This is a genomic window from Silvimonas iriomotensis, from assembly GCF_014645535.1.
GTDB lineage: Bacteria > Pseudomonadota > Gammaproteobacteria > Burkholderiales > Chitinibacteraceae > Silvimonas > Silvimonas iriomotensis.
The window spans coordinates 29,900-48,767 of sequence record NZ_BMLX01000004.1; the positions used below are offsets into that span (position 1 = coordinate 29,900).

Sequence of the window (18,868 nt, forward strand, 5' to 3'; positions counted from 1 at the left end):
ATATTTATAAACAGTGACGAGTGCCGTTTGCACCGTACTTTTTGGTGCTGTGCGGGTGTCGTCCTAGGGCAAGGAAAGTCATCATGTTCAAACAAGCATTCGCCGTTCTGCAAAAGATCGGCAAGGCATTGATGTTGCCGGTTGCCGTGCTGCCGGTTGCAGGTTTGCTGCTTGGTATTGGCAGCTCAAACTTCTCGTTCATTCCTGACGTCGTCAACCACGTCATGGCGCAGGGCGGCGGCGCGATCTTCGGCAACCTGCCGATCATCTTCGCGGTCGGCGTTGCACTGGGTCTGGCTGAAAACGATGGTGTTGCCGCCATTGCGGCTGTTGTGGGCTTTGTCGTCATGGTCGCCACCATGGGCGTCATGGCGCAGTTCTTCGGTATCGAACCGGCCACCGTGCTGGGTATGAAGTCGATGGAAACCGGCGTGTTCGGCGGGATCATCATCGGTGCCGTGGCCGCAACGCTGTTCAACAAGTACTACCGCATCCAGTTGCCGCAATATCTGGGCTTCTTTGCCGGTAAGCGTTTCGTGCCGATCGTGACCGGTATCGCTGCCATTTTCGTGGGCGTGATCCTGTCCGTGATCTGGCCGCCGATCCAGCACGGTATCGACGTGTTCTCGCACTGGGCTGCTGCCAGCGATCCGCGTACCGCTGCCACCGTGTACGGTTTTGTTGAACGTCTGCTGATCCCGTTCGGTCTGCACCACATCTGGAACGTGCCGTTCTTCTTCGAAATCGGTAACTTCACCAACTCGGCCGGCCAGGTTGTTCACGGCGATATCAACCGCTTCTTCGCGGGCGATACCACTGCCGGTATCCTGTCGGGCGCTTTCCTGTTCAAGATGTTCGGTCTGCCGGCCGCTGCGTTTGCCATCTGGCACACTGCCAAGCCGGAAAAGCGCGCCATGGTTGGCGGTATCATGATCTCCGCTGCCCTGACCTCGTTCCTGACCGGTATTACCGAGCCGATCGAGTTCTCGTTCCTGTTCGTCGCTCCGGTGCTGTACGGTATCCACGCTGTGCTGGCTGCTTCGACCCAGTTTGTGGCTAACACCCTGGGCATGCACATGGGCTTCACCTTCTCGCAAGGTGGTATCGACTTCTTGCTGTTCAACGTGTTCGCCAACAACCCGGCCGCGCAACACTGGGCCTACGTGTTCATCCTCGGCCCGATCTATGCCGCGATCTACTACGTGGTGTTCCGTTTTGCCATCGTCAAACTGAACCTGAAAACACCGGGTCGTGAAGATGATGAGCCGGTCGCTGCCGTAGCTGCTGCCCCGGTTGCCGGTGTTGCAGGTGTTGCTCCGGTTGCTGCTGCAGTGACCGCAGATGCGACCAGCGAAAAACTGATTGCTGCTGAACCGCGTTTTGCTTTTGCCTCCAAGCTGGTCAGTGCATTCGGCGGCCCGGAAAACATCAAGGGTCTGGATGCATGTATCACCCGTCTGCGTATTGCCGTGGATGATCCGGCCAAGGTGGATCAGGCTAGTCTGAAGGGTCTGGGCGCTGCGGGCGTGATGATGGTCGGTAATGGTGTTCAGGCTGTGTTCGGCACCAAATCCGACAACTACAAGACAGACATGGATGAATACCTGAAGAAGGGTGGCCGCTGATTCTTGCTGGCGGCAACAAATCGGGTAAAGTGCGCTAGTCGCACGTAATCCAGACAAACCGGAACGGGCGTGTAATTCACGCCCGTTTTTATTTTTGTGGAGACCCGATGGAAGAGAAACGCATGCGGCGCAGCCGCCATAACAAATGGGTTGCCGGCGTCATTGGCGGCATGGGTGATTACCTGAATATCAGCGCAGACAAACTGCGGATCGTGTTCATTCTGTTGTCGATCTGCGTGGCTGGTTTTCCAGGGCTGATCCTGTATCTCATTTTGTGGTTCCTGATGCCGACTGAAGAATAAGCACCGCTCCACCCTGTTTTTCGCAAGCAGCCCTTGCAATGAGACGTGGCGTCGCCAACTCCCCGGTAGATTCGTCTGAAAGGAGCCCGCCATGTCTCAACCTCATTTGCATCTGATCAGCTTTGATCTGTGCCCGTTTGTGCAGCGGGCGATCATCACCCTGCTGGAAAAAGAAGTGCCGTTCGAGCGCACTTATATCGATCTGGCCAACAAACCCGACTGGTTTCTCAGGCTCTCGCCCACGGGCAAAGTCCCTGTCCTGCAAGTGAATGACGATGTGTTGTTCGAGTCCGCAGTCATTGCCGAATATCTGGACGAAGTCTATCCACCGCAATTGCACCCGGCCGACCCGCTGACCCGTGCGCGCCACCGCGCCTGGATCGAATACGCATCGGGCATGCTCGGCGCGTTGTGGCAGTTTTATACCGCTGCAGACATTGCCGCGCTGGAAAAAGCCCACGCCGATATCGAAAACCGTCTTGCATGGCTGGAACCTGCCGTCAGCGAAAGCGGCCCGTATTTTGCCGGCGCGCAGTTTTCGCTGGTCGATGCCGCCTTTGGCCCGGTGTTCCGGTATTTCCCGGTGCTGGAGTCGCTGGCAGAACAAGGCTGGTTTGCCGCCACGCCGCGTATCGCCGCCTGGAGCAATGCCTTGCTGACGCATCCGTCTGTCATCAACGCGGTCAAACCCGGTTACGCAGAAAACCTGCGCGCGTTTATCCGTGGCAAGGGCGGCGTACTGGCAGCACGCGCCTGATCCTTGCTGATGCGCGGGCTGGCCGGTTGCGGTAAGGTATCGCACCCTTACACCTGACGCCCGCGCATCTCATGAGCTCGCCCGACTGGAAACAACTCCTGTTCACCCGCCGCATGGCCATCTGCCTTGTCTCCGGGTTCAGTTCGGGTTTGCCGCTGTACATCCTGATCAACCTGGTGCCCGCCTGGCTGAAAAGCGAGCATATCGACCTCAAGGTGATCGGCTTTTTCGGGCTGATCCAGTTCCCGTATACCTGGAAGTTCGTCTGGTCGCCCTTGATGGACCGGTTTGCCTTGCCGCGTCTGGGCCGGCGCCGGGGCTGGATGTTGTTTACCCAGTGCGTGTTGCTGGCGGTGATTGCCGGCATTGGCTGGTTCAGCCCCTCGCTGGAGATGTCGATCATCGCGCCCATGGCCTTTGCACTGGCGTTTTTCAGTGCCAGCCAGGATATCGTGCTGGACGCCTACCGGCGTGAAATCCTCAGCGAGGCCGAGCTGGGTCTGGGCAATTCGGTTTTCGTAAACGCCTATCGCATTGCCGGGCTGGTACCGGGGGCGCTGTCACTGATCCTGGCCGACCACATGGCCTGGTCCCAGGTGTTTGCCTGCACCGCGCTGTTCATGCTGCCGGGGCTGATACTCACCCTGCTGGTCAAAGAACCGCAGTTGTCCCGCCCGCCCGCCACGCTGCGCGAAGCCGTGGTTGAACCGTTTCATGAATTCATGACGCGCCACGGCTGGCAGGCGGCGTTGCTGATTCTGGCATTCATCTTTTTGTACAAGCTGGGCGATAGCATGGCCACCGCGCTGGCCACGCCGTTTTATCTGGATCTGGGTTTCACCAAAAGCCAGATTGGCTTGATCGCCAAGAATGCCGGGCTGTGGCCCAGTGTCATTGGCGCCTTGCTGGGCGGCATCTGGATGATCAAGCTGGGCATCAACCGCGCGTTGTGGTTGTTCGGCCTGGTGCAACTGGCGTCCATTCTGGGTTTTGCCTGGCTGGCTGGCCGTGGGGCGGACCCCCTGGCGCTGGCCCTCGTCATCAGCTGTGAAGCGCTGGGCGTGGGGCTGGGGACTGCCGCGTTCACGGCGTTTATCGCCCGCACCACCCATCCGCGTTATACCGCGACGCAATACGCCCTGTTTACCAGTCTGGCCGCGGTGCCACGCACGGTATTCAATGCCATGACCGGCGTGATGGTAGAACATCTGGGCTGGCAAACCTTTTTCTGGGCGTGCGCCTTGTTGGCGGTGCCGGGCATGCTGCTGCTGTTCAAGGTCGCGCCGTGGCATGCCCCGGTGCCAGAATCCAGCCAGCCGGCAAAACCGGCATGAAAAAAGCCACCCTCAGGGGTGGCTTTTCAGATTCGCGGCACAAACAAATGGTCAGGGCTGTTTACGCCATTGTGCCAGGCCATAAGCAATGCACAACAAGCCGATCAGCCCCTCGCCCATGGCCCACAACTGCCAGGCATAACCGTCGCCCATCCAGGCATTACCCACTCGCAGAAAATACGCGCAGGCTTCATTGCCGGTGTCGGTACAGCTATGGCGATTGAGCCAGTCCCACATCGCCACGCCGGCAAAACCGGCACCAACCACGAAGGCCGGAACAGCCTTGGCGCGCGGGGTCAGATCATCACTCATATCCTGGCCTGCGTTCAGATGGTGTAGTCGTAATCGACCAGCAGCGGTGCATGGTCAGAGAACTTGATGTCCTTGAAGATGCTGGCGGATTGCAGCTTGCCGGACAGCGAGGGCGACACGATGTGGTAGTCGATGCGCCAGCCCACATCCTTGGCATAAGCCTGACCGCGGTTGGACCACCAGGTGTAGCCCGGTGCTTCCGGATACAGCGTACGCCACGCGTCCACCCAGCCTTGTTCTTCAAACAGCTTGCCGATCCAGGCGCGCTCTTCAGGCAGGAAACCCGAATTCTTCAGGTTGCCCTTCCAGTTTTTCAGGTCCAGCTCGCGATGGGCGATATTCCAGTCACCGACCAGCACAACGTCGCGACCGTTTTTGGCCAGCGCTGCGAGGTGATGCCAGAAACGTTCCATGAACGCGAACTTCACCGTCTGGCGTTCTTCGCCGCTTGAGCCGGACGGCAGATACACCGACACCACCGACAGATTGCCGAAATCGGCCTGGATGTAGCGGCCTTCCGCATCGATGTCCTCAATGCCCAGACCAATGACGACGTTATCCGGTTTCTTGCGGCAGTACAGGCCGACACCGCTGTAGCCTTTTTTCTCGGCGCAATGAAAATAACCATGCATGCCATCGGGCGCGCGCATGGTCTCGGTCAGGTCACCATCCTGCGCCTTGAGTTCCTGCAGGCCGATGACGTCTGCATTCTGGCTGGGCAGCCATTCGAAAAAGCCTTTGTTGGCAGCGGAGCGGATACCATTGAGGTTGGCAGAGATGATGCGCAAGATCGTTTCCTCATCGGGTTCAGGCTGATACGGGGTCGCATCAACCAGTACTGGCCGGGCATAATATGCTGTTTTTTGTCACCGGGGGTTACGAAAAGCGGCAGTACATTGGCATAAAGTGCCCTGTATACCGCCGTACCGCCAGAAATAGATGAAAGTTCTCTTTTACCAGACCGGGAGCGCTTTCTATCGTTACAAGGAGGCAGTTTTAATATGTCTGATTTCCGCCGGGAATTCATCGAATTTGCCGTGGCACAGAATGTGCTGGGGTTTGGCGAGTTTATCACCAAAGCCGGGCGTACCTCGCCGTACTTTTTTAATGCCGGGCTGTTCAGCAACGGTGCTTCGCTGGGCAAGCTGGCCGGCTTTTATGCCAAGGCTGCCATCGCAGCGGGCATTGAGTTTGATGTGCTGTTCGGGCCGGCCTACAAGGGGATTGTGCTGGCCGCCGGCACAGCCGTAGCGCTGGCCCAAGCAGGCCGTGATACGCCGTTTGCCTACAACCGCAAGGAAGCCAAGGACCACGGCGAAGGTGGCGTGTTGGTCGGGGCGCCGCTCAAAGGGCGCGTACTGATCATCGACGACGTGATCTCCGCCGGGACGTCCGTGCGTGAGTCGGTTTCCATGATCCGTGCGCACGGCGCAGAGCCGGCAGGCGTACTGATCGCGCTTGATCGCATGGAACGCGGCACAGGTGCGTTGTCGGCAGTGCAGGAAGTAGAGCAGCAATATGGTATCCCGGTGGTACCGATTGCCACGCTTGATGATTTGATGGGTTATCTGGAAAACACGCCGGGTATGGCTGAAAACCTGAAAAAGGCGGCAGCCTACCGGGCACAGTACGGGATCGACCGGCACTGATACGGCGCCACGCGCACCGGCCGGCATCCCGGATATTTTGAGGAAAACAATGAAGTATTCCGGTTTGCCGGTCGCGCTGGCGTTCTTGCTGGTGGCGGTCTCGGCGCAGGCCCAGCTTTATCGCTGGGTAGATGACAATGGTCAGGTACAGTACAGCGACAAGCCGCCTGTCACCGGCCCCAAAAAGGGTGTGTCCGAACTCGACTCGCAAGGCATCGTGCGCAAGGCACCGGTGCAGCCGCTTACGCCGGAAGAGAAAGCAAAGCAGGACGCTGATCGCGCCCAGGCGCTTGATCGTGAACGTCGCGACAAGGCTTTGCTGCAGTCGTTCTCCAATACTCATGAAATTGATGTGCTGCGCGACCGGCAGATTGAATCTGTCCAGGCCGGCATCCAGACCAACAATCTGCGCCGGCAGGGTGCCGAAGCGCGGCTTGACCGCCTGAACCGGCAGATTGATTCGTTCAAGAAGCGTAAAAAAGACCCACCGGCCGATCTGTTCGGTGACGTGGCTGGCGCGCAAAAAGAAATTGCCGACATCAACGCCGATACCCAATCTAAACAGGTGGCCATTCAAGCCATCCGCCAGCGTGCGGAAGACGACAAAAAGCGCCTGACCGAGCTGATGGGCCACTGATTACACCGTTTCAAAACGTTGTATTTACCAAGCCAGGGTGTTTACCCGGCTTGACTTTGACCGCCCAGACGTTAAATTCCGTGTTGCTTGCGTGCCCGGCTGGAGGGGCTGGCGGTGGTGTCTGCGGACACCGCCCGGCGATATTTCTGATCGCGCACGTGTTCGATTATTTTTACTGGTTTGGCAACACAACGGAGTCAACATGGCCAATGCAGCAAACGGGCCCAAAATTGTTTTGGGGATTGATATCGGCGGTACCGGCATCAAGGGTGCACCGGTCAATGTTGAGACGGGCGAACTGGTAGCAGAACGCGCGCGTTATGACACGCCGCAACCGTCCACACCGGAAAACGTGGCCGCCGTCGTGCGCCAGATGGTCGAGCATTTCGAATGGAAAGGCCCGATCGGCTGTACTTTCCCGGCGATTGTGCGCAACGGCGTGACCCTGTCCGCTGCCAACGTCGACAAGTCCTGGCTGAACGCACCGGCTGAACAGATTCTGGCCGACGGCGTGGGCCAACCGCTCAAGCTCCTGAATGATGCCGACGCAGCCGGCCTGGCCGAGCAAACCTTTGGCGCGGCCAAGGGCCGCATGGGCAAAGTGCTGGTGGTCACGCTGGGTACCGGTATTGGCACGGCGCTGATTGTGGACGGCAAGCTGATCTCCAATACGGAATTCGGCCACCTGATCTACCCGAAAGACAACATTGCCGAGAAGTATTGCTCTGGCAAGGTCAAGGACGACGAGGACCTGAAGTGGAAAGACTTCAACCCGCGTCTGAATGGCTACCTCAAGCATCTGGACCTGCTGCTCTCGCCTGACCTCGTCATCATTGGCGGTGGCATCAGCAAGAAGCATGAGAAGTTCATTCCGGAAATGACCGGCATCCGCTTCGAAGTGACGGCCGCTACCCTGCAAAACGACGCCGGCATTGTCGGCGCTGCGCTGGAAGCCGCACACACCTACGGCGTGCTGTAAACCGCAGCGGTAGTCGTTGGGCAAAACAAAACCTGCGTGCATGTGGCGCAGGTTTTGTTGTTTCTGGACGTCGTGTTCAAACGCCGGCCAGAACCGATCGCAACAACATGGCGATGCCGCCTTCGTCGTTGCTGCCGGTCACGCGCCAGGCGCGTGTCTTGACTACCGACTGGGCATTGCCCATGGCCACGCCCATGCCGGCCCAGCCCAGCATGGACAGATCATTTTGCTGATCGCCAAAAGCCATGACCCGTGCTGCCGCAATGCCACGGCTGGCGCAGTAGCGGGCCAGACGTTCTCCCTTGCTGTTGCCGGCCGCCACCATATCCACCCGGTTATGCCAGGACCATTCGCTGGAAAGTTGCTTTTGCAAAGCCAGTGGCATGTGCGCCATGGCAACCCGCAAGACGGCAGGATCAGCATGTGAGGCGACGATTTTCCAGATACAACTGGCCTGGCGAATAGCGCTTTGCGGGCTGGCAATGCTGATTTCCGGCGCAATGCTGCGTGGCAATTGCGCGGCCCACGCTTGCAGGCCAGTGATATGGGCATTGATGGCGGCGGCGATCATTGCATCGTCGATATACACCAGCACGTGTAGATGATGGCTTTCGCACCAATCCGCCAGTTCCTGGGCCAGGGCCGGCGCCAGTGGCGATGCGGCCAGTGCGCGCTGTTCGGCAAAGTCATACAGACTGGCACCGTTACAGCAAATGGCCGGCAAGCCAGGGAGCTGCTGGTGAAACGGCCGCGCCATGATGTGGTGGCGGCCGGTGACCAGCATGATCTCGATCCCGGCGGCCCTGGCCTGCCCCAGTGTCTCGAGACTATCGGCGCGGATCCGGCCCTGGCTATTGAGCAAAGTGCCATCCAGATCCAGCGCAATCAGTGCCGGCTGTACTTCAGCCATGGGCTGCGCCAAGGAGTTCGCGCACCTGGCGCACTGCCTCGGCAGCATCTTCGCCATCGGCCAGGATGGTGACCTCGTCGCCTTCAACAATGCCCAGCCCCATCAGTTTAAGCAGATTGGTGGCTGGCGCGCTTTTGCCGGCCCGCTGCAGGATGATCTCTGCGTTCAGCGTACGGGCAAGTTGCACCAGGCTGGCCGCCGGGCGGGTATGCAGGCCGGCTTCATCGGTAAATACAAAAGTTTCGCTATGCATGATGGTGTCCCAGGAGTTCAGCGGGTCTGGCCGTAATAGGCGTTGGGGCCGTGTTTGCGGCTGAAATGTTTGTCTGACAAGGCCGGCGCAATACGCTGTTGGCCCGGGTTGATGCCCAGCGCCAACTGCGCCATGTGCGCCACTTCTTCCAGCACCACGGCGTTGTGTACGGCATCTGCGGCATCGCAGCCCCAGGTAAACGGGCCGTGTTGCTGTACCACGATGCCTGGACAATGCAGCGGGTCGGCCTGGCCTACCGTTTCCAGAATGACCGCGCCGGTCAGGGCTTCGTACTCTGCGTTGATCTCTGCGGGAGTCAGCCCGCGGGTGCAGGGAATGTCGCCGTGGAAATAGTCGGCATGGGTTGTGCCCAGGGCGGGAATGGCGCAACCGGCCTGAGCCCAGGCGGTGGCGAAGGTCGAGTGGGTATGCACCACGCCGCCAATGCCGGGCCATGCGCGGTATAGCGCCAGATGGGTGATGGTGGTCCACATGCCCGTATGCAGTTGCAGCACGAAGAACGCCACAATGACGCCCGCGCCCTGGAACATGATGTGACCGGTGAGAAACACCGTGCGGATACCGGTTGCCCGCCGCGCCAGCACCAGCCCCACATTCAGCAGCAAGGCAAACAGCACCGTATAACCTACCCAGGCGTAGGCATCGCCCAGCGCGTCAATGGTGGCGACCATGCCCGCGTAAGGGTCAGCCACCGTGCCGGTGAGCTGGTAGACATCGGCCAGCTTGGTGACGATCGGTTTGAACGTGGAGACCAGCACGCCGGCACCTGCTTGCAACAGCATGAAACCGACGATGGTCTTGATGGTGCCCTTGATCACCACATCTGCCGGTTTGCGCAAGAGCAGATAACCCAGCATGGTCACGAGCCCGAGCAGGAACTCCGGCCGTGAGAGTACCTGGCTGTAGAACACGTAAAAGACGTTGTACACGGCGTCCATGAATGCCGTTCTCCTGATTGGTAAGCGATGGGTGGAACCCGTGCCGGGCGCCTGAACCGAACGCTACTCCCACAAAATGATCAAATACAATCAATAGTGATCATGAAATGCGGGTCGCTTGATCCTGCGTAAAACATTGCAGTTCGCGTAATCAGGCGTGGAAAATATCGAGCCAGAATGCCCACATGGGCTGAGTGGCGCCGGTAGCGGGCAGGTTTGATCTATCGCAGATCGGGGTGGGGCCGCGCATTGTGGACGTGAGCAGATGCGGTTAATTTGGATTTTAGTGATCAAATATGATCAATATCGATCAAATCACCGCAACCGCTCACCAAGGAATGCATATGAGTAAAGTCGAACAGATCACCCGGGAATCCTGGATTCTCAACACCTTCCCCGAATGGGGTACGTGGCTGAATGAAGAAATCGAGGCAGAACACGTCGCGCCGGGCACGTTTGCCATGTGGTGGCTGGGTTGCACCGGTATCTGGCTCAAGAGCGAAGGCGGCGCCAATCTTTGCGTGGATTTCTGGTGTGGCACCGGCAAGCACACCCACGCCAAGCCATTGATGAACAAACAGCACCAGATGCAGCGCATGGCGGGCGTGCTCAAGCTGCAACCCAATCTGCGCACGACGCCCTTTGTACTTGATCCATTTGCCATCAAACACATCGACGCGGTGCTCTCTACCCATGATCACAACGACCACATTGATGTGAACGTCGCCGCCGCCGTGCTGAAAAACTGCCCGGACACCGTGCCTTTCATTGGCCCCAAGGCATGTGTGGATTTGTGGATCAGCTGGGGCGTGCCGGCCGCGCGCTGTATTACGGTCAAGCCAGGTGATGTGATCCGCATCAAGGATGTCGAAATCCATGCGCTGGATTCGTTTGACCGCACCGCGCTGATCACGCTGCCGGCAGGCGAAACGGCCGCAGACAAATTGCCGGACGGCATGGATCTGCGCGCGGTGAATTACCTGTTCAAGACACCGGGCGGCACGCTTTACCACAGCGGTGATTCGCATTACTCCAACTACTACGCCAAACACGGCAATGACTACCAGATCGACGTGGCACTTGGTTCGTACGGTGAAAACCCGCGCGGCATTACCGACAAGATGACCAGCGCGGACATCCTGCGCATGGGTGAATCACTCAACGCTAAAGTGGTGATTCCGTTTCACCATGACATCTGGTCCAACTTCCAGGCTGATCCGCAGGAAATCCGGGTGTTGTGGGAGATGAAACGGCATCGTCTGGGCTATGCGTTCAAGCCCTTTATCTGGCAGGTTGGTGGCAAATTTACCTGGCCGCAAGACAAGGACAAACTGGAATACCACTATCCGCGCGGCTTTGACGATTGTTTTGCCATTGAGCCGGATTTGCCGTTCCGGTCCTTTCTGTAACCGCGGCGAGTGGCGCTGGTATGATGCAAAGCAATCAAAAACGTGCAATCCCGCGCCACTCATCTCATGACTGAAAGCCAACGCCATAACGCCATTCTTGCCCTGCTGGCCGAGCGCTCGCCGGTCAGCGTGCATGATCTGATCGCGCACGTCGGCATGTCCCCTGCTACCGCCCGGCGCGACTTGCACAAGCTGGCGCAGGCAGGGCGGCTGGTGAAAGTGCGCAATGGCGCTGAGCGGATCGACAGCAGTTTTCCGGCGGCACCGTGGCTGCCGCTGGACCTGCGCAACACCCCGCATCTGGACGCCAAAAACCGGATCGCCCGCGAAGCCGCCACGCTGCTCGCGCCGGGTGACAGCGTGGTGATCAACTGCGGCTCCACCGCGTTTTTGTTGGGACAGCAATTGTGTGGCCGGCCAGTGCAACTGATCACCAATTACTTTCCGCTGGCCAGCTACCTGGTCAGCCACGACCATGCCGACCTGATCCTGATGGGTGGCCAGTACGATCACAGCCAGGGCATTACCATTGGCGACGACCAGTCACTGCGTTACGCCGCACGCTGGATGTTTACATCAGGCTCCGGGCTGACTGTGGACGGCCTCTACAAGTCCAACATCATCACCGCGCTTTCGGAGCAGAAAGTCATGCGCGGTGCCAGCAAGCTGGTGGTGCTGGCCGATGGCAGCAAAGTCGGCCACGGTAGCGGCATGTTGTTTGCGGCAGCGAAGGATATTGCCATGCTGATTACCAGCGCCGATGCCGATGCAGATACCGTGGCGGCACTGCGCGCGCAGGGTGTAGAAGTGCGGCAGGTATAAGCGTTCTGCAGCAATGCTCAGCGTAGTCAGTGATTTACGTCTTCTGCCCGCAGATCTGACCAGGAATGTGCCTGGCTGATTTTCTGATACCTCGCCTCGCACAAGTCCCTGTTTTGCCGTAGAATATTGCCCCTTGGTGGGTACCCCCACAATGTCGCTGGCATTCTTGTGGCGGCGGCAGCGGGGTGCCCCTTGGCGGGTACCCCCACAATGCTGCTGGCATTCATATGGCAGTTGCAGTGGGGTGCCCCTTGGTGGGTACCCCCACAACGTCGCTGGCATTCTTGTGGCGGCGGCAGCGGGGTGCCCCTTGGTGGGTACCCCCACAATGTCGCTGGCATTCTTGTGGCGGTGGCAGTGGGGTACCCCTTGTGTATCGAATCAGCAGCAGAGAACCCCCATGCTTTACCCAACTCGTTATGACGTTATCGTTGTCGGCGGCGGCCACGCCGGGACGGAGGCCGCGCTGGCGGCTGCGCGCATGGGGCGCAAGACGCTGCTGCTGAGCCACAATATCGAGACGCTGGGCCAGATGAGCTGCAATCCGTCGATTGGCGGCATTGGCAAAGGTCACCTGGTGCGCGAAGTCGATGCGCTGGGCGGCGCCATGGCGCTGGCCACCGATATGGGCGGCATCCAGTTCCGCACGCTCAATTCGTCCAAGGGCCCGGCTGTGCGCGCTACCCGCGCTCAGGCAGACCGTATCCGCTACAAAGCGGCGATCCGCGACATGCTGGAAAACCAGCCCAATCTGGATCTGTTCCAGCAGGCGGTGGATGACCTTACGCTTGATGGCGATCGCGTCACGGGTGTGATCACCCAGATCGGTATCCGCTTTGAAGCCAGCGCGGTGGTGCTGACGGCCGGCACGTTCCTGAACGGCAAGATCCATGTCGGGCTGGAGAACCACACCGGCGGCCGTGCGGGCGACCCGGCGTCGGTGACGCTGTCGCACAAGCTGCGTGAACTCAACCTGCCGGTCGGCCGTTTGAAAACCGGTACGCCGCCGCGTATTGATGGCCGCACCATCAATTTTGCCGTGCTGGAAGAACAACCGGGCGATACGCCGGAACCCGTGTTCTCCGTGCGCGGCAATGTGGGCATGCACCCGAAGCAACTGCCGTGCTGGATTGCCCACACCAATCTGCAAACGCACGAAATCATCCGCTCCGGCTTTGATCGCAGCCCCATGTTCACCGGCAAGATCGAAGGCGTCGGCCCGCGCTATTGCCCGTCGATTGAAGACAAGATCAACCGCTTTGCGGACAAAGACAGCCATCAGGTGTTCCTGGAGCCGGAAGGCCTTGATACCAATGAGTACTATCCCAACGGGATTTCGACCAGCCTGCCGTTTGATATCCAGATTGCCGCCGTGCAATCGATCAAGGGCCTGGAAAACGCGCGTATCCTGCGTCCGGGTTATGCCATTGAATATGATTACTTCGACCCGCGCGGTCTGAAGTCCAGCTTTGAAAGCAAAGCCATCACCGGTCTTTTCTTTGCCGGCCAGATCAACGGCACCACCGGTTACGAAGAAGCCGCTGCGCAAGGTTTGTTTGCTGGCCTGAACGCCGCGCTGTTTGCACGTGATGAAGCGCCGTGGCTGCCGGGGCGTGATACCGCCTACCTGGGTGTGCTGGTTGATGACCTTGTCACCCGTGGCGTGACCGAACCGTACCGCATGTTTACCAGCCGCGCCGAATACCGCCTGCAACTGCGCGAAGACAACGCCGATCTGCGCCTGACCGAAGCCGGCCGCAAGATGGGCCTGGTGGGTGATGAACAATGGGCGCTGTTCAGCCGCAAGCGCGATGCCATCGACGCTGAACTCACTCGCCTGAACAGCACCTGGGTGAACCCGCGCGTGCTGGACGCCCACGACGCCGAGCGCGTGCTGGGCAAGGCCATTGAACGCGAATACACCCTGGCCGAGCTGCTGCGTCGTCCGCAAGTAACCTACGCCGACCTGTTGAGCATGGCCGCCGCGCAGCCCAAAGAAGGCGAAGCCGCGGTGACTGATCCGCTGGTGGCGGAACAGGTTGAAATCCAGGTTAAATATCAGGGTTATATCGAACGGCAACAATCGGAAGTCGCCAAGCGCGATACACTGGAAGACTTCCGCCTGCCCGACAGCCTGGACTACCGCGACGTGATCGGCTTGTCGATCGAGGTGCAGCAAAAGCTCAACAAGCACCGGCCCGAAACCGTGGGCCAGGCAGGGCGCATATCCGGCGTTACCCCGGCGGCCATTGCCCTGCTGCTGGTGCACCTCAAGAAAAAACAGTGGCTCGGGAACGACGCCGACAAGGTGGCCTGAACGGCGCCCGGCCTGCCAGACAACAAAACAGAATATAAAAGAATTCCGCTCATGAACGACGCGCTCAATGCCGGTCTTGCCAAGCTGGGGCTCCAGCTGGATGAAGCCCAGAAACAAAAGCTGCTTGAATACACTGGTCTGCTGGAAAAGTGGAACAAGACCTACAGCCTGACCGCCATCCGCGAACCGGAACGCATGGTGCCGCACCATCTGCTCGATTCGCTGGCGCCGCTGCCGGTGTTCCCGGCTCAGGCCAACGCCCGCATTCTGGATGTCGGTTCCGGTTTTGGTACGCCCGGTATCCCGCTGGCGATTGCCCGTCCGGACTGGCAACTGACGCTGCTCGATTCCAACCACAAGAAAACCACCTTCTTGCGGCAGGCCTTGCTGGAACTGCAACTGCCCAACGTCTCGGTGGTGAGCGAGCGGGTTGAAGCCTGGCGCCCGGAGGCGCCCTTCGACGTGATTACCTCACGCGCTTTTGCCGAGTTGAGCGAGTTTGTGAAGCTGACCCGCCACCTGCGGGCGAAGGGCGGCACCTGGGCTGCGCTCAAAGGCGTGTATCCTTATGAGGAAATTGCGTTGCTGCCCAAAGACGTGGTGGCAACCGAGGTGAAACAATTGCAAGTGCCTGGCCTTGATGCCGAGCGCTGCCTGGTATTGATCAAAGAGGTGTGAGTTTCATGACGCGTGTGCTAGCGATTGCAAACCAGAAAGGCGGGGTGGGCAAAACCACGACTGCGGTCAATCTGGCTGCCAGCCTGGTGCATCTGGGTAAACGCGTCTTGCTGGTCGATCTTGACCCCCAGGCCAACGCCACCATGGGCGCGGGTGTGGATAAAGGCAAGGTCGACGCCACCGTATACAGCCTGCTGATTGGCGAGGCCCCGATCGAAGATGTGGTGGTCAAGTCAGAAAACGGCGGCTTTGATCTGCTGCCCGCCAACCGTGATCTGGCAGGCGCCGAGGTTGAACTCGTTGAAGCCGATGCCCGCGAATCGCGGCTGAAGAAGGCCCTGGGTGAAATCGCCGGCAACTACGACTTTGTGATCCTGGACTGCCCGCCGGCGCTCAACTTGTTGACACTCAACGGGCTGGTGGCGGCTGACGCGGTGATGATCCCCATGCAGTGCGAATATTACGCGCTGGAAGGGTTGTCCGATCTGGTCAACACGCTGCGCCGGGTCAAACAGAACCTCAACCGCCGCATCGAGATCGAAGGCCTGCTGCGGACCATGTTCGATCCGCGCTCCACGCTGGCGCAACAAGTGTCGGATCAGCTGGTCAAACACTTCACATCCAAGCTTTACCACACGGTTATTCCACGGAACGTGCGGCTGGCCGAAGCACCCAGCTACGGCCGCCCCATCCTGGCTTATGACAAAACGTCCAAAGGTGCACAAGCGTATTTGCAACTCGCAGAAGAGTTGCTGGCGCGGCATAATCCGGTCGATGCTGCGCAGCCGGTCTGACCGTTGCGCCACCCAATGCTCCCCGGAATGAATCGGACATGAACAAAAAATTCAAAGGCCTGGGTCGTGGTCTGGATGCCCTGATGGGCGACGCCGTGGCCAGCGAAACGCTGCAGCAACTGCCGGTAACCAGCTTGCAGCCGGGCAAGTATCAGCCGCGTACCCAGATGGATGAAGGCGCCCTGCAAGAACTGGCCGAATCCATCCGCGCCCAGGGGCTGATGCAGCCGGTGCTGGTGCGCCCGATTGCTGGCAGCCTGGAAGACCGCTACGAAATCATTGCCGGCGAGCGTCGCTGGCGTGCCTGCCAGCTGGCCGGCCTGACCGAGATCGCCGCGCTGGTGCGTGAAGTGCCGGACGAAGCCGTCGCGGCCATGGCGCTGATCGAGAACATTCAGCGTGAAGACCTGAACGCGCTGGAAGAAGCCCAGGGCCTCTCGCGCCTGATTGAAGAATTCGGCATGACCCACGAAGCCGTTGCGCATGCTGTGGGTAAATCGCGTGCTACCGTCACCAATCTTTTGCGGCTACTCAATCTGGCCGAGCCTGTCCGTGAGTTGTTGTCTGCCGGCCAGTTCGACATGGGGCACGCCCGTGCCTTGCTGGCGCTGCCGGCCCTCAAGCAGATTGATACCGCACGCACCGTGGCGCTCAAGGGTTTGTCTGTCCGGGAAACGGAAGCGCTGGTGCAGCGCCTGTTGCAGGACGCACCCGCCAGGGCCGAGAAGAAAGCCGATCCGGATATCCAGCGTCTGGAAGAAGAAGTGTCATCCCGCCTGGGTTCGACGGTGGGTATTCGTCACGGCAAGCGCGGCAATGGCAAGCTGACCATCCAGTACACCAGTCTGGATGATCTTGACCGGCTTCTAGCGCTCTTGAAATAATCACAAATCAAATCATTACGACGGGTTTGCAAGCACCTTGCGGCCAATTGCACCATATTGGTGCCAATTGTGTAACCAATATGCCGCAGAAACGAAAAACCCCGTAACTTCAATGTGTAAAATTGACGCGCAGCGAACGGCATCCGTATAATCGCCGGATATTTGCCTGGCGTAACAAAATGGTTAACAAAGCACAGATCCAGGGCATCATCCGGCTGAAAGTCTGGATTACCCTGGCGGTAGTGGTGCCTGTTTCCATTGTATGGGGATGGCAAGCAGGATTTGCAAGTGTCATAGGTGGCACTGTCGCGATTCTGGGCTCCCTGATCTACGTCAGGGCCGCTTACCAGTTGCCATACGGCCCGCCGGAAGTGCTGATGAAACTGCACTATCTGGGCGAAGCCCTGAAAATGGCGTTTACGCTGGTCGCATTCGCGGCAATATTCGTCTTTCACCGCAAGGTGGTCTGGCCGGCGCTGTTCTTCGGGTATATCGCTGCCGCCTCCGCCTTCTGGTTCGGGCTTTTGATCAAATTTAAAGACAAGAAATAGACCATGGCTGAAAACACCTCAACCGAATATATCCTTCACCATCTGACGCACAACCGTCTGCATACTGAAGGCGCGATGGCCAATTTCCACCTCGATACCTTCTGGATCGCGCTGGTTCTTGGCTTTATTTTCGTTGGCATCTTCGGCCTCGTTGCCCGCAAGGCCACCGACGGCGTACCGGGCAAGCTGCAGAACTTTGTCGAACTCATCGTCGAGATGGTCGATACCCACATCAAGGATACTTTCCACGGCAAGAGCAAGGTGATCGGCCCTCTGGCGCTGACCATTTTCTGCTGGGTGTTCCTGATGAACGCCATGGACTTCTTCCCGGTTGACCTGTTCCCCTGGCTGGGCGGTCTGGTTGGCATCAACCACCTGCGCGTGGTGCCGACTGCCGACGTGAACCAGACCTTCGCCATGTCGATCTCGGTACTGCTTTACATCATCGGTTTCTCCATCAAGGCCAAGGGTCTGGGTGGCTGGATCAAGGAACTCTTCACCGCGCCGTTCCACGCTGAAGGCACTGTCGGCAAGATCTGCCTGTTGATCCCCAACTTCCTGTTCCAGCTGATCGAACTGATCGCCAAGCCGATTTCTCTGGCACTGCGTCTGTTCGGCAACATGTACGCCGGTGAACTGCTGTTCATCCTGATCGCGCTGTTGCCGTGGTGGATCAACTGGGTTCTGGGCACACCGTGGGCCATCTTCCACGTGCTGGTCGTGACCCTGCAAGCATACGTATTCATGGTTCTCACCATCGTTTATCTGTCGATGGCGGTGGAAGACCACTAAGCTGATGGCGGCAGCTGCCGCCGCAGCAGTACCTGATCGCGCGGGGACGCATGGTGCGTTCCTGTTCGAGTTACCCCCTTATCTTTTTGCAACTTCCTTTTCAGGAGATATTACAAAATGGCTGCACCCGAAGTTATCGCTAGCGTACAAAGCGCAACTGCAATCGCTGCCGCACTGATGATCGGTCTGGCTGCTCTGGGCACCGCTATCGGTTTTGCTATCCTGGGTGGCAAATTCCTGGAGTCCTCCGCTCGTCAACCGGAAATGATCCCGGTTCTGCAAACCAAGCTGTTCATTATTGCTGGTCTGCTGGACGCCATTTCCATGATCGGCGTTGGTGTTGCTCTGCTGTACACCTTCTCGAACCCGTTCCTCTCCGCGCTCGCAGGCTGATTTAGAACCGTCACCGCGAACAACTGGAGGGCTACAACGTGGAATTCAATACTTCCCTCATTGGCCAGGTAATTACATTTGCCTTGCTGGTGTGGTTCACGATGAAAATCGTGTGGCCTCCGCTGACCGGCATGATGGAAAAGCGCGCACAGCGTATCGCTGAAGGTTTGTCGGCAGCAGATCGTGCCAAGCAAGATCTGGCCAATGCCGAAAAAGCTTCTGCTGATAAGCTGCGTGAAGCCAAGCAACAAGCTTCCGAGCTGATTGCACAGGCTGAAAAGCGCGCGAATCAGATCATCGACGAGGCGAAAGACAAGGCCAAGGTCGAAAGCGAACGCCTGCTGGCGGGCGCCCAGGCCGAAATTACGCAGCAAGTCGAACAAGCCAAGGGTGTTCTGCGTCAACAAGTGGCATCGCTTGCCCTTGAAGGTGCATCCAAGATCCTGAAGCAAGAAGTCGACGCCGGCAAACACGCCGTGCTGTTGGAATCGATCAAAGCGGAACTGTAATC

22 protein-coding genes are annotated in these 18,868 nt (G+C 58.8%); 17 read left to right on the forward strand and 5 right to left on the reverse strand.

Going from position 1 to position 18,868, the window contains the following annotated elements; all coding sequences use genetic code 11:
* The first annotated feature begins 83 nt into the window (after nt 1-83).
* The 4 genes from IEX57_RS14655 to IEX57_RS14670 all read left to right on the forward strand — a co-directional run bounded on the left by IEX57_RS14655 (nt 84) and on the right by IEX57_RS14670 (nt 4,018).
* Nucleotides 84-1,625, forward strand: coding sequence for a PTS transporter subunit EIIC (locus tag IEX57_RS14655; protein ID WP_188705107.1), 1,542 nt, complete (start codon nt 84-86; stop codon nt 1,623-1,625).
* A 107-nt stretch (nt 1,626-1,732) separates the two neighbouring features.
* The gene (locus IEX57_RS14660) at nt 1,733-1,927 is read left to right on the forward strand and encodes a PspC domain-containing protein (protein ID WP_188691529.1); all 195 of its coding nucleotides are present in this window, start codon (nt 1,733-1,735) and stop codon (nt 1,925-1,927) included.
* Nucleotides 1,928-2,018: 91 nt separating this feature from the next.
* Nucleotides 2,019-2,684, forward strand: coding sequence for a glutathione S-transferase family protein (locus IEX57_RS14665; RefSeq protein WP_188705108.1), 666 nt, complete (start codon nt 2,019-2,021; stop codon nt 2,682-2,684).
* Nucleotides 2,685-2,755: 71 nt separating this feature from the next.
* Nucleotides 2,756-4,018 (forward strand): AmpG family muropeptide MFS transporter, encoded by a 1,263-nt coding sequence (locus IEX57_RS14670; protein WP_188705109.1) that lies wholly within the window; start codon nt 2,756-2,758, stop codon nt 4,016-4,018.
* Between the two features lie 51 nt (nt 4,019-4,069).
* On the opposite strand, the gene IEX57_RS14675 is transcribed toward IEX57_RS14670, so the two are convergent.
* Both IEX57_RS14675 and IEX57_RS14680 read right to left on the reverse strand, forming a co-directional pair.
* The gene (locus tag IEX57_RS14675; RefSeq protein WP_188705110.1) at nt 4,070-4,330 is read right to left on the reverse strand and encodes a hypothetical protein; all 261 of its coding nucleotides are present in this window, start codon (nt 4,328-4,330) and stop codon (nt 4,070-4,072) included.
* A gap of 14 nt (nt 4,331-4,344) precedes the next feature.
* Nucleotides 4,345-5,121, reverse strand: coding sequence for an exodeoxyribonuclease III (locus IEX57_RS14680; RefSeq protein ID WP_188705337.1), 777 nt, complete (start codon nt 5,119-5,121; stop codon nt 4,345-4,347).
* A 210-nt stretch (nt 5,122-5,331) separates the two neighbouring features.
* On the opposite strand from IEX57_RS14680, the gene pyrE reads away from it, so the two are divergent.
* The 3 genes from pyrE (at nt 5,332) to ppgK (ending at nt 7,595) form a co-directional block, all read left to right on the forward strand.
* Nucleotides 5,332-5,979: an orotate phosphoribosyltransferase gene (pyrE, locus tag IEX57_RS14685; protein ID WP_188705111.1), complete on the forward strand. Its 648-nt coding sequence runs from the start codon at nt 5,332-5,334 to the stop codon at nt 5,977-5,979.
* Nucleotides 5,980-6,028: 49 nt separating this feature from the next.
* A complete protein-coding gene (locus IEX57_RS14690) occupies nt 6,029-6,616 on the forward strand; it encodes a DUF4124 domain-containing protein (RefSeq protein ID WP_188705112.1) in 588 nt (195 codons plus the stop codon).
* A gap of 202 nt (nt 6,617-6,818) precedes the next feature.
* The gene (gene ppgK, locus IEX57_RS14695) at nt 6,819-7,595 is read left to right on the forward strand and encodes a polyphosphate--glucose phosphotransferase (RefSeq protein WP_188705113.1); all 777 of its coding nucleotides are present in this window, start codon (nt 6,819-6,821) and stop codon (nt 7,593-7,595) included.
* Between the two features lie 76 nt (nt 7,596-7,671).
* Here the strand turns inward: ppgK and IEX57_RS14700 are convergent, their stop codons facing one another.
* From IEX57_RS14700 to IEX57_RS21315, 3 genes are read right to left on the reverse strand one after another with little or no spacing between them, the layout of a single operon-like run.
* Nucleotides 7,672-8,505, reverse strand: a complete 834-nt coding sequence (locus tag IEX57_RS14700) for a Cof-type HAD-IIB family hydrolase (protein WP_188705114.1) — start codon at nt 8,503-8,505, stop codon at nt 7,672-7,674.
* Entirely contained in the window at nt 8,498-8,758 is a 261-nt protein-coding gene (locus tag IEX57_RS14705) for an HPr family phosphocarrier protein (RefSeq protein WP_188705115.1), read from the reverse strand. The genes IEX57_RS14700 and IEX57_RS14705 overlap by 8 nt, the downstream gene beginning before the upstream one ends.
* 17 nt (nt 8,759-8,775) lie before the next feature.
* Nucleotides 8,776-9,717 (reverse strand): PTS transporter subunit IIC, encoded by a 942-nt coding sequence (locus IEX57_RS21315; protein WP_268238350.1) that lies wholly within the window; start codon nt 9,715-9,717, stop codon nt 8,776-8,778.
* Between the two features lie 344 nt (nt 9,718-10,061).
* On the opposite strand from IEX57_RS21315, the gene ulaG reads away from it, so the two are divergent.
* From ulaG to IEX57_RS14760, 10 genes are all read left to right on the forward strand, one after another.
* Complete coding sequence (gene ulaG / locus IEX57_RS14715; protein ID WP_188705116.1) at nt 10,062-11,126, forward strand: L-ascorbate 6-phosphate lactonase; 1,065 nt, start codon at nt 10,062-10,064, stop codon at nt 11,124-11,126.
* 66 nt (nt 11,127-11,192) lie between these two features.
* Nucleotides 11,193-11,948, forward strand: coding sequence for an HTH-type transcriptional regulator UlaR (gene ulaR, locus IEX57_RS14720; RefSeq protein ID WP_188705117.1), 756 nt, complete (start codon nt 11,193-11,195; stop codon nt 11,946-11,948).
* Between the two features lie 400 nt (nt 11,949-12,348).
* A complete protein-coding gene (mnmG, locus tag IEX57_RS14725; protein WP_188705118.1) occupies nt 12,349-14,265 on the forward strand; it encodes a tRNA uridine-5-carboxymethylaminomethyl(34) synthesis enzyme MnmG in 1,917 nt (638 codons plus the stop codon).
* Nucleotides 14,266-14,316: 51 nt separating this feature from the next.
* A complete protein-coding gene (gene rsmG / locus IEX57_RS14730) occupies nt 14,317-14,943 on the forward strand; it encodes a 16S rRNA (guanine(527)-N(7))-methyltransferase RsmG (protein ID WP_188705119.1) in 627 nt (208 codons plus the stop codon).
* A gap of 5 nt (nt 14,944-14,948) precedes the next feature.
* Nucleotides 14,949-15,737 (forward strand): ParA family protein, encoded by a 789-nt coding sequence (locus tag IEX57_RS14735; protein WP_188705120.1) that lies wholly within the window; start codon nt 14,949-14,951, stop codon nt 15,735-15,737.
* A 38-nt stretch (nt 15,738-15,775) separates the two neighbouring features.
* The gene (locus tag IEX57_RS14740) at nt 15,776-16,621 is read left to right on the forward strand and encodes a ParB/RepB/Spo0J family partition protein (protein WP_188705121.1); all 846 of its coding nucleotides are present in this window, start codon (nt 15,776-15,778) and stop codon (nt 16,619-16,621) included.
* Between the two features lie 122 nt (nt 16,622-16,743).
* Nucleotides 16,744-17,172, forward strand: coding sequence for an ATP synthase subunit I (locus IEX57_RS14745; protein ID WP_188705122.1), 429 nt, complete (start codon nt 16,744-16,746; stop codon nt 17,170-17,172).
* A gap of 3 nt (nt 17,173-17,175) precedes the next feature.
* Nucleotides 17,176-17,964, forward strand: coding sequence for a F0F1 ATP synthase subunit A (gene atpB / locus IEX57_RS14750; RefSeq protein ID WP_188705123.1), 789 nt, complete (start codon nt 17,176-17,178; stop codon nt 17,962-17,964).
* Between the two features lie 117 nt (nt 17,965-18,081).
* The gene (atpE, locus tag IEX57_RS14755; RefSeq protein WP_053938443.1) at nt 18,082-18,357 is read left to right on the forward strand and encodes a F0F1 ATP synthase subunit C; all 276 of its coding nucleotides are present in this window, start codon (nt 18,082-18,084) and stop codon (nt 18,355-18,357) included.
* Between the two features lie 38 nt (nt 18,358-18,395).
* The gene (locus IEX57_RS14760) at nt 18,396-18,866 is read left to right on the forward strand and encodes a F0F1 ATP synthase subunit B (RefSeq protein WP_188705124.1); all 471 of its coding nucleotides are present in this window, start codon (nt 18,396-18,398) and stop codon (nt 18,864-18,866) included.
* Nucleotides 18,867-18,868 lie beyond the last annotated feature (2 nt).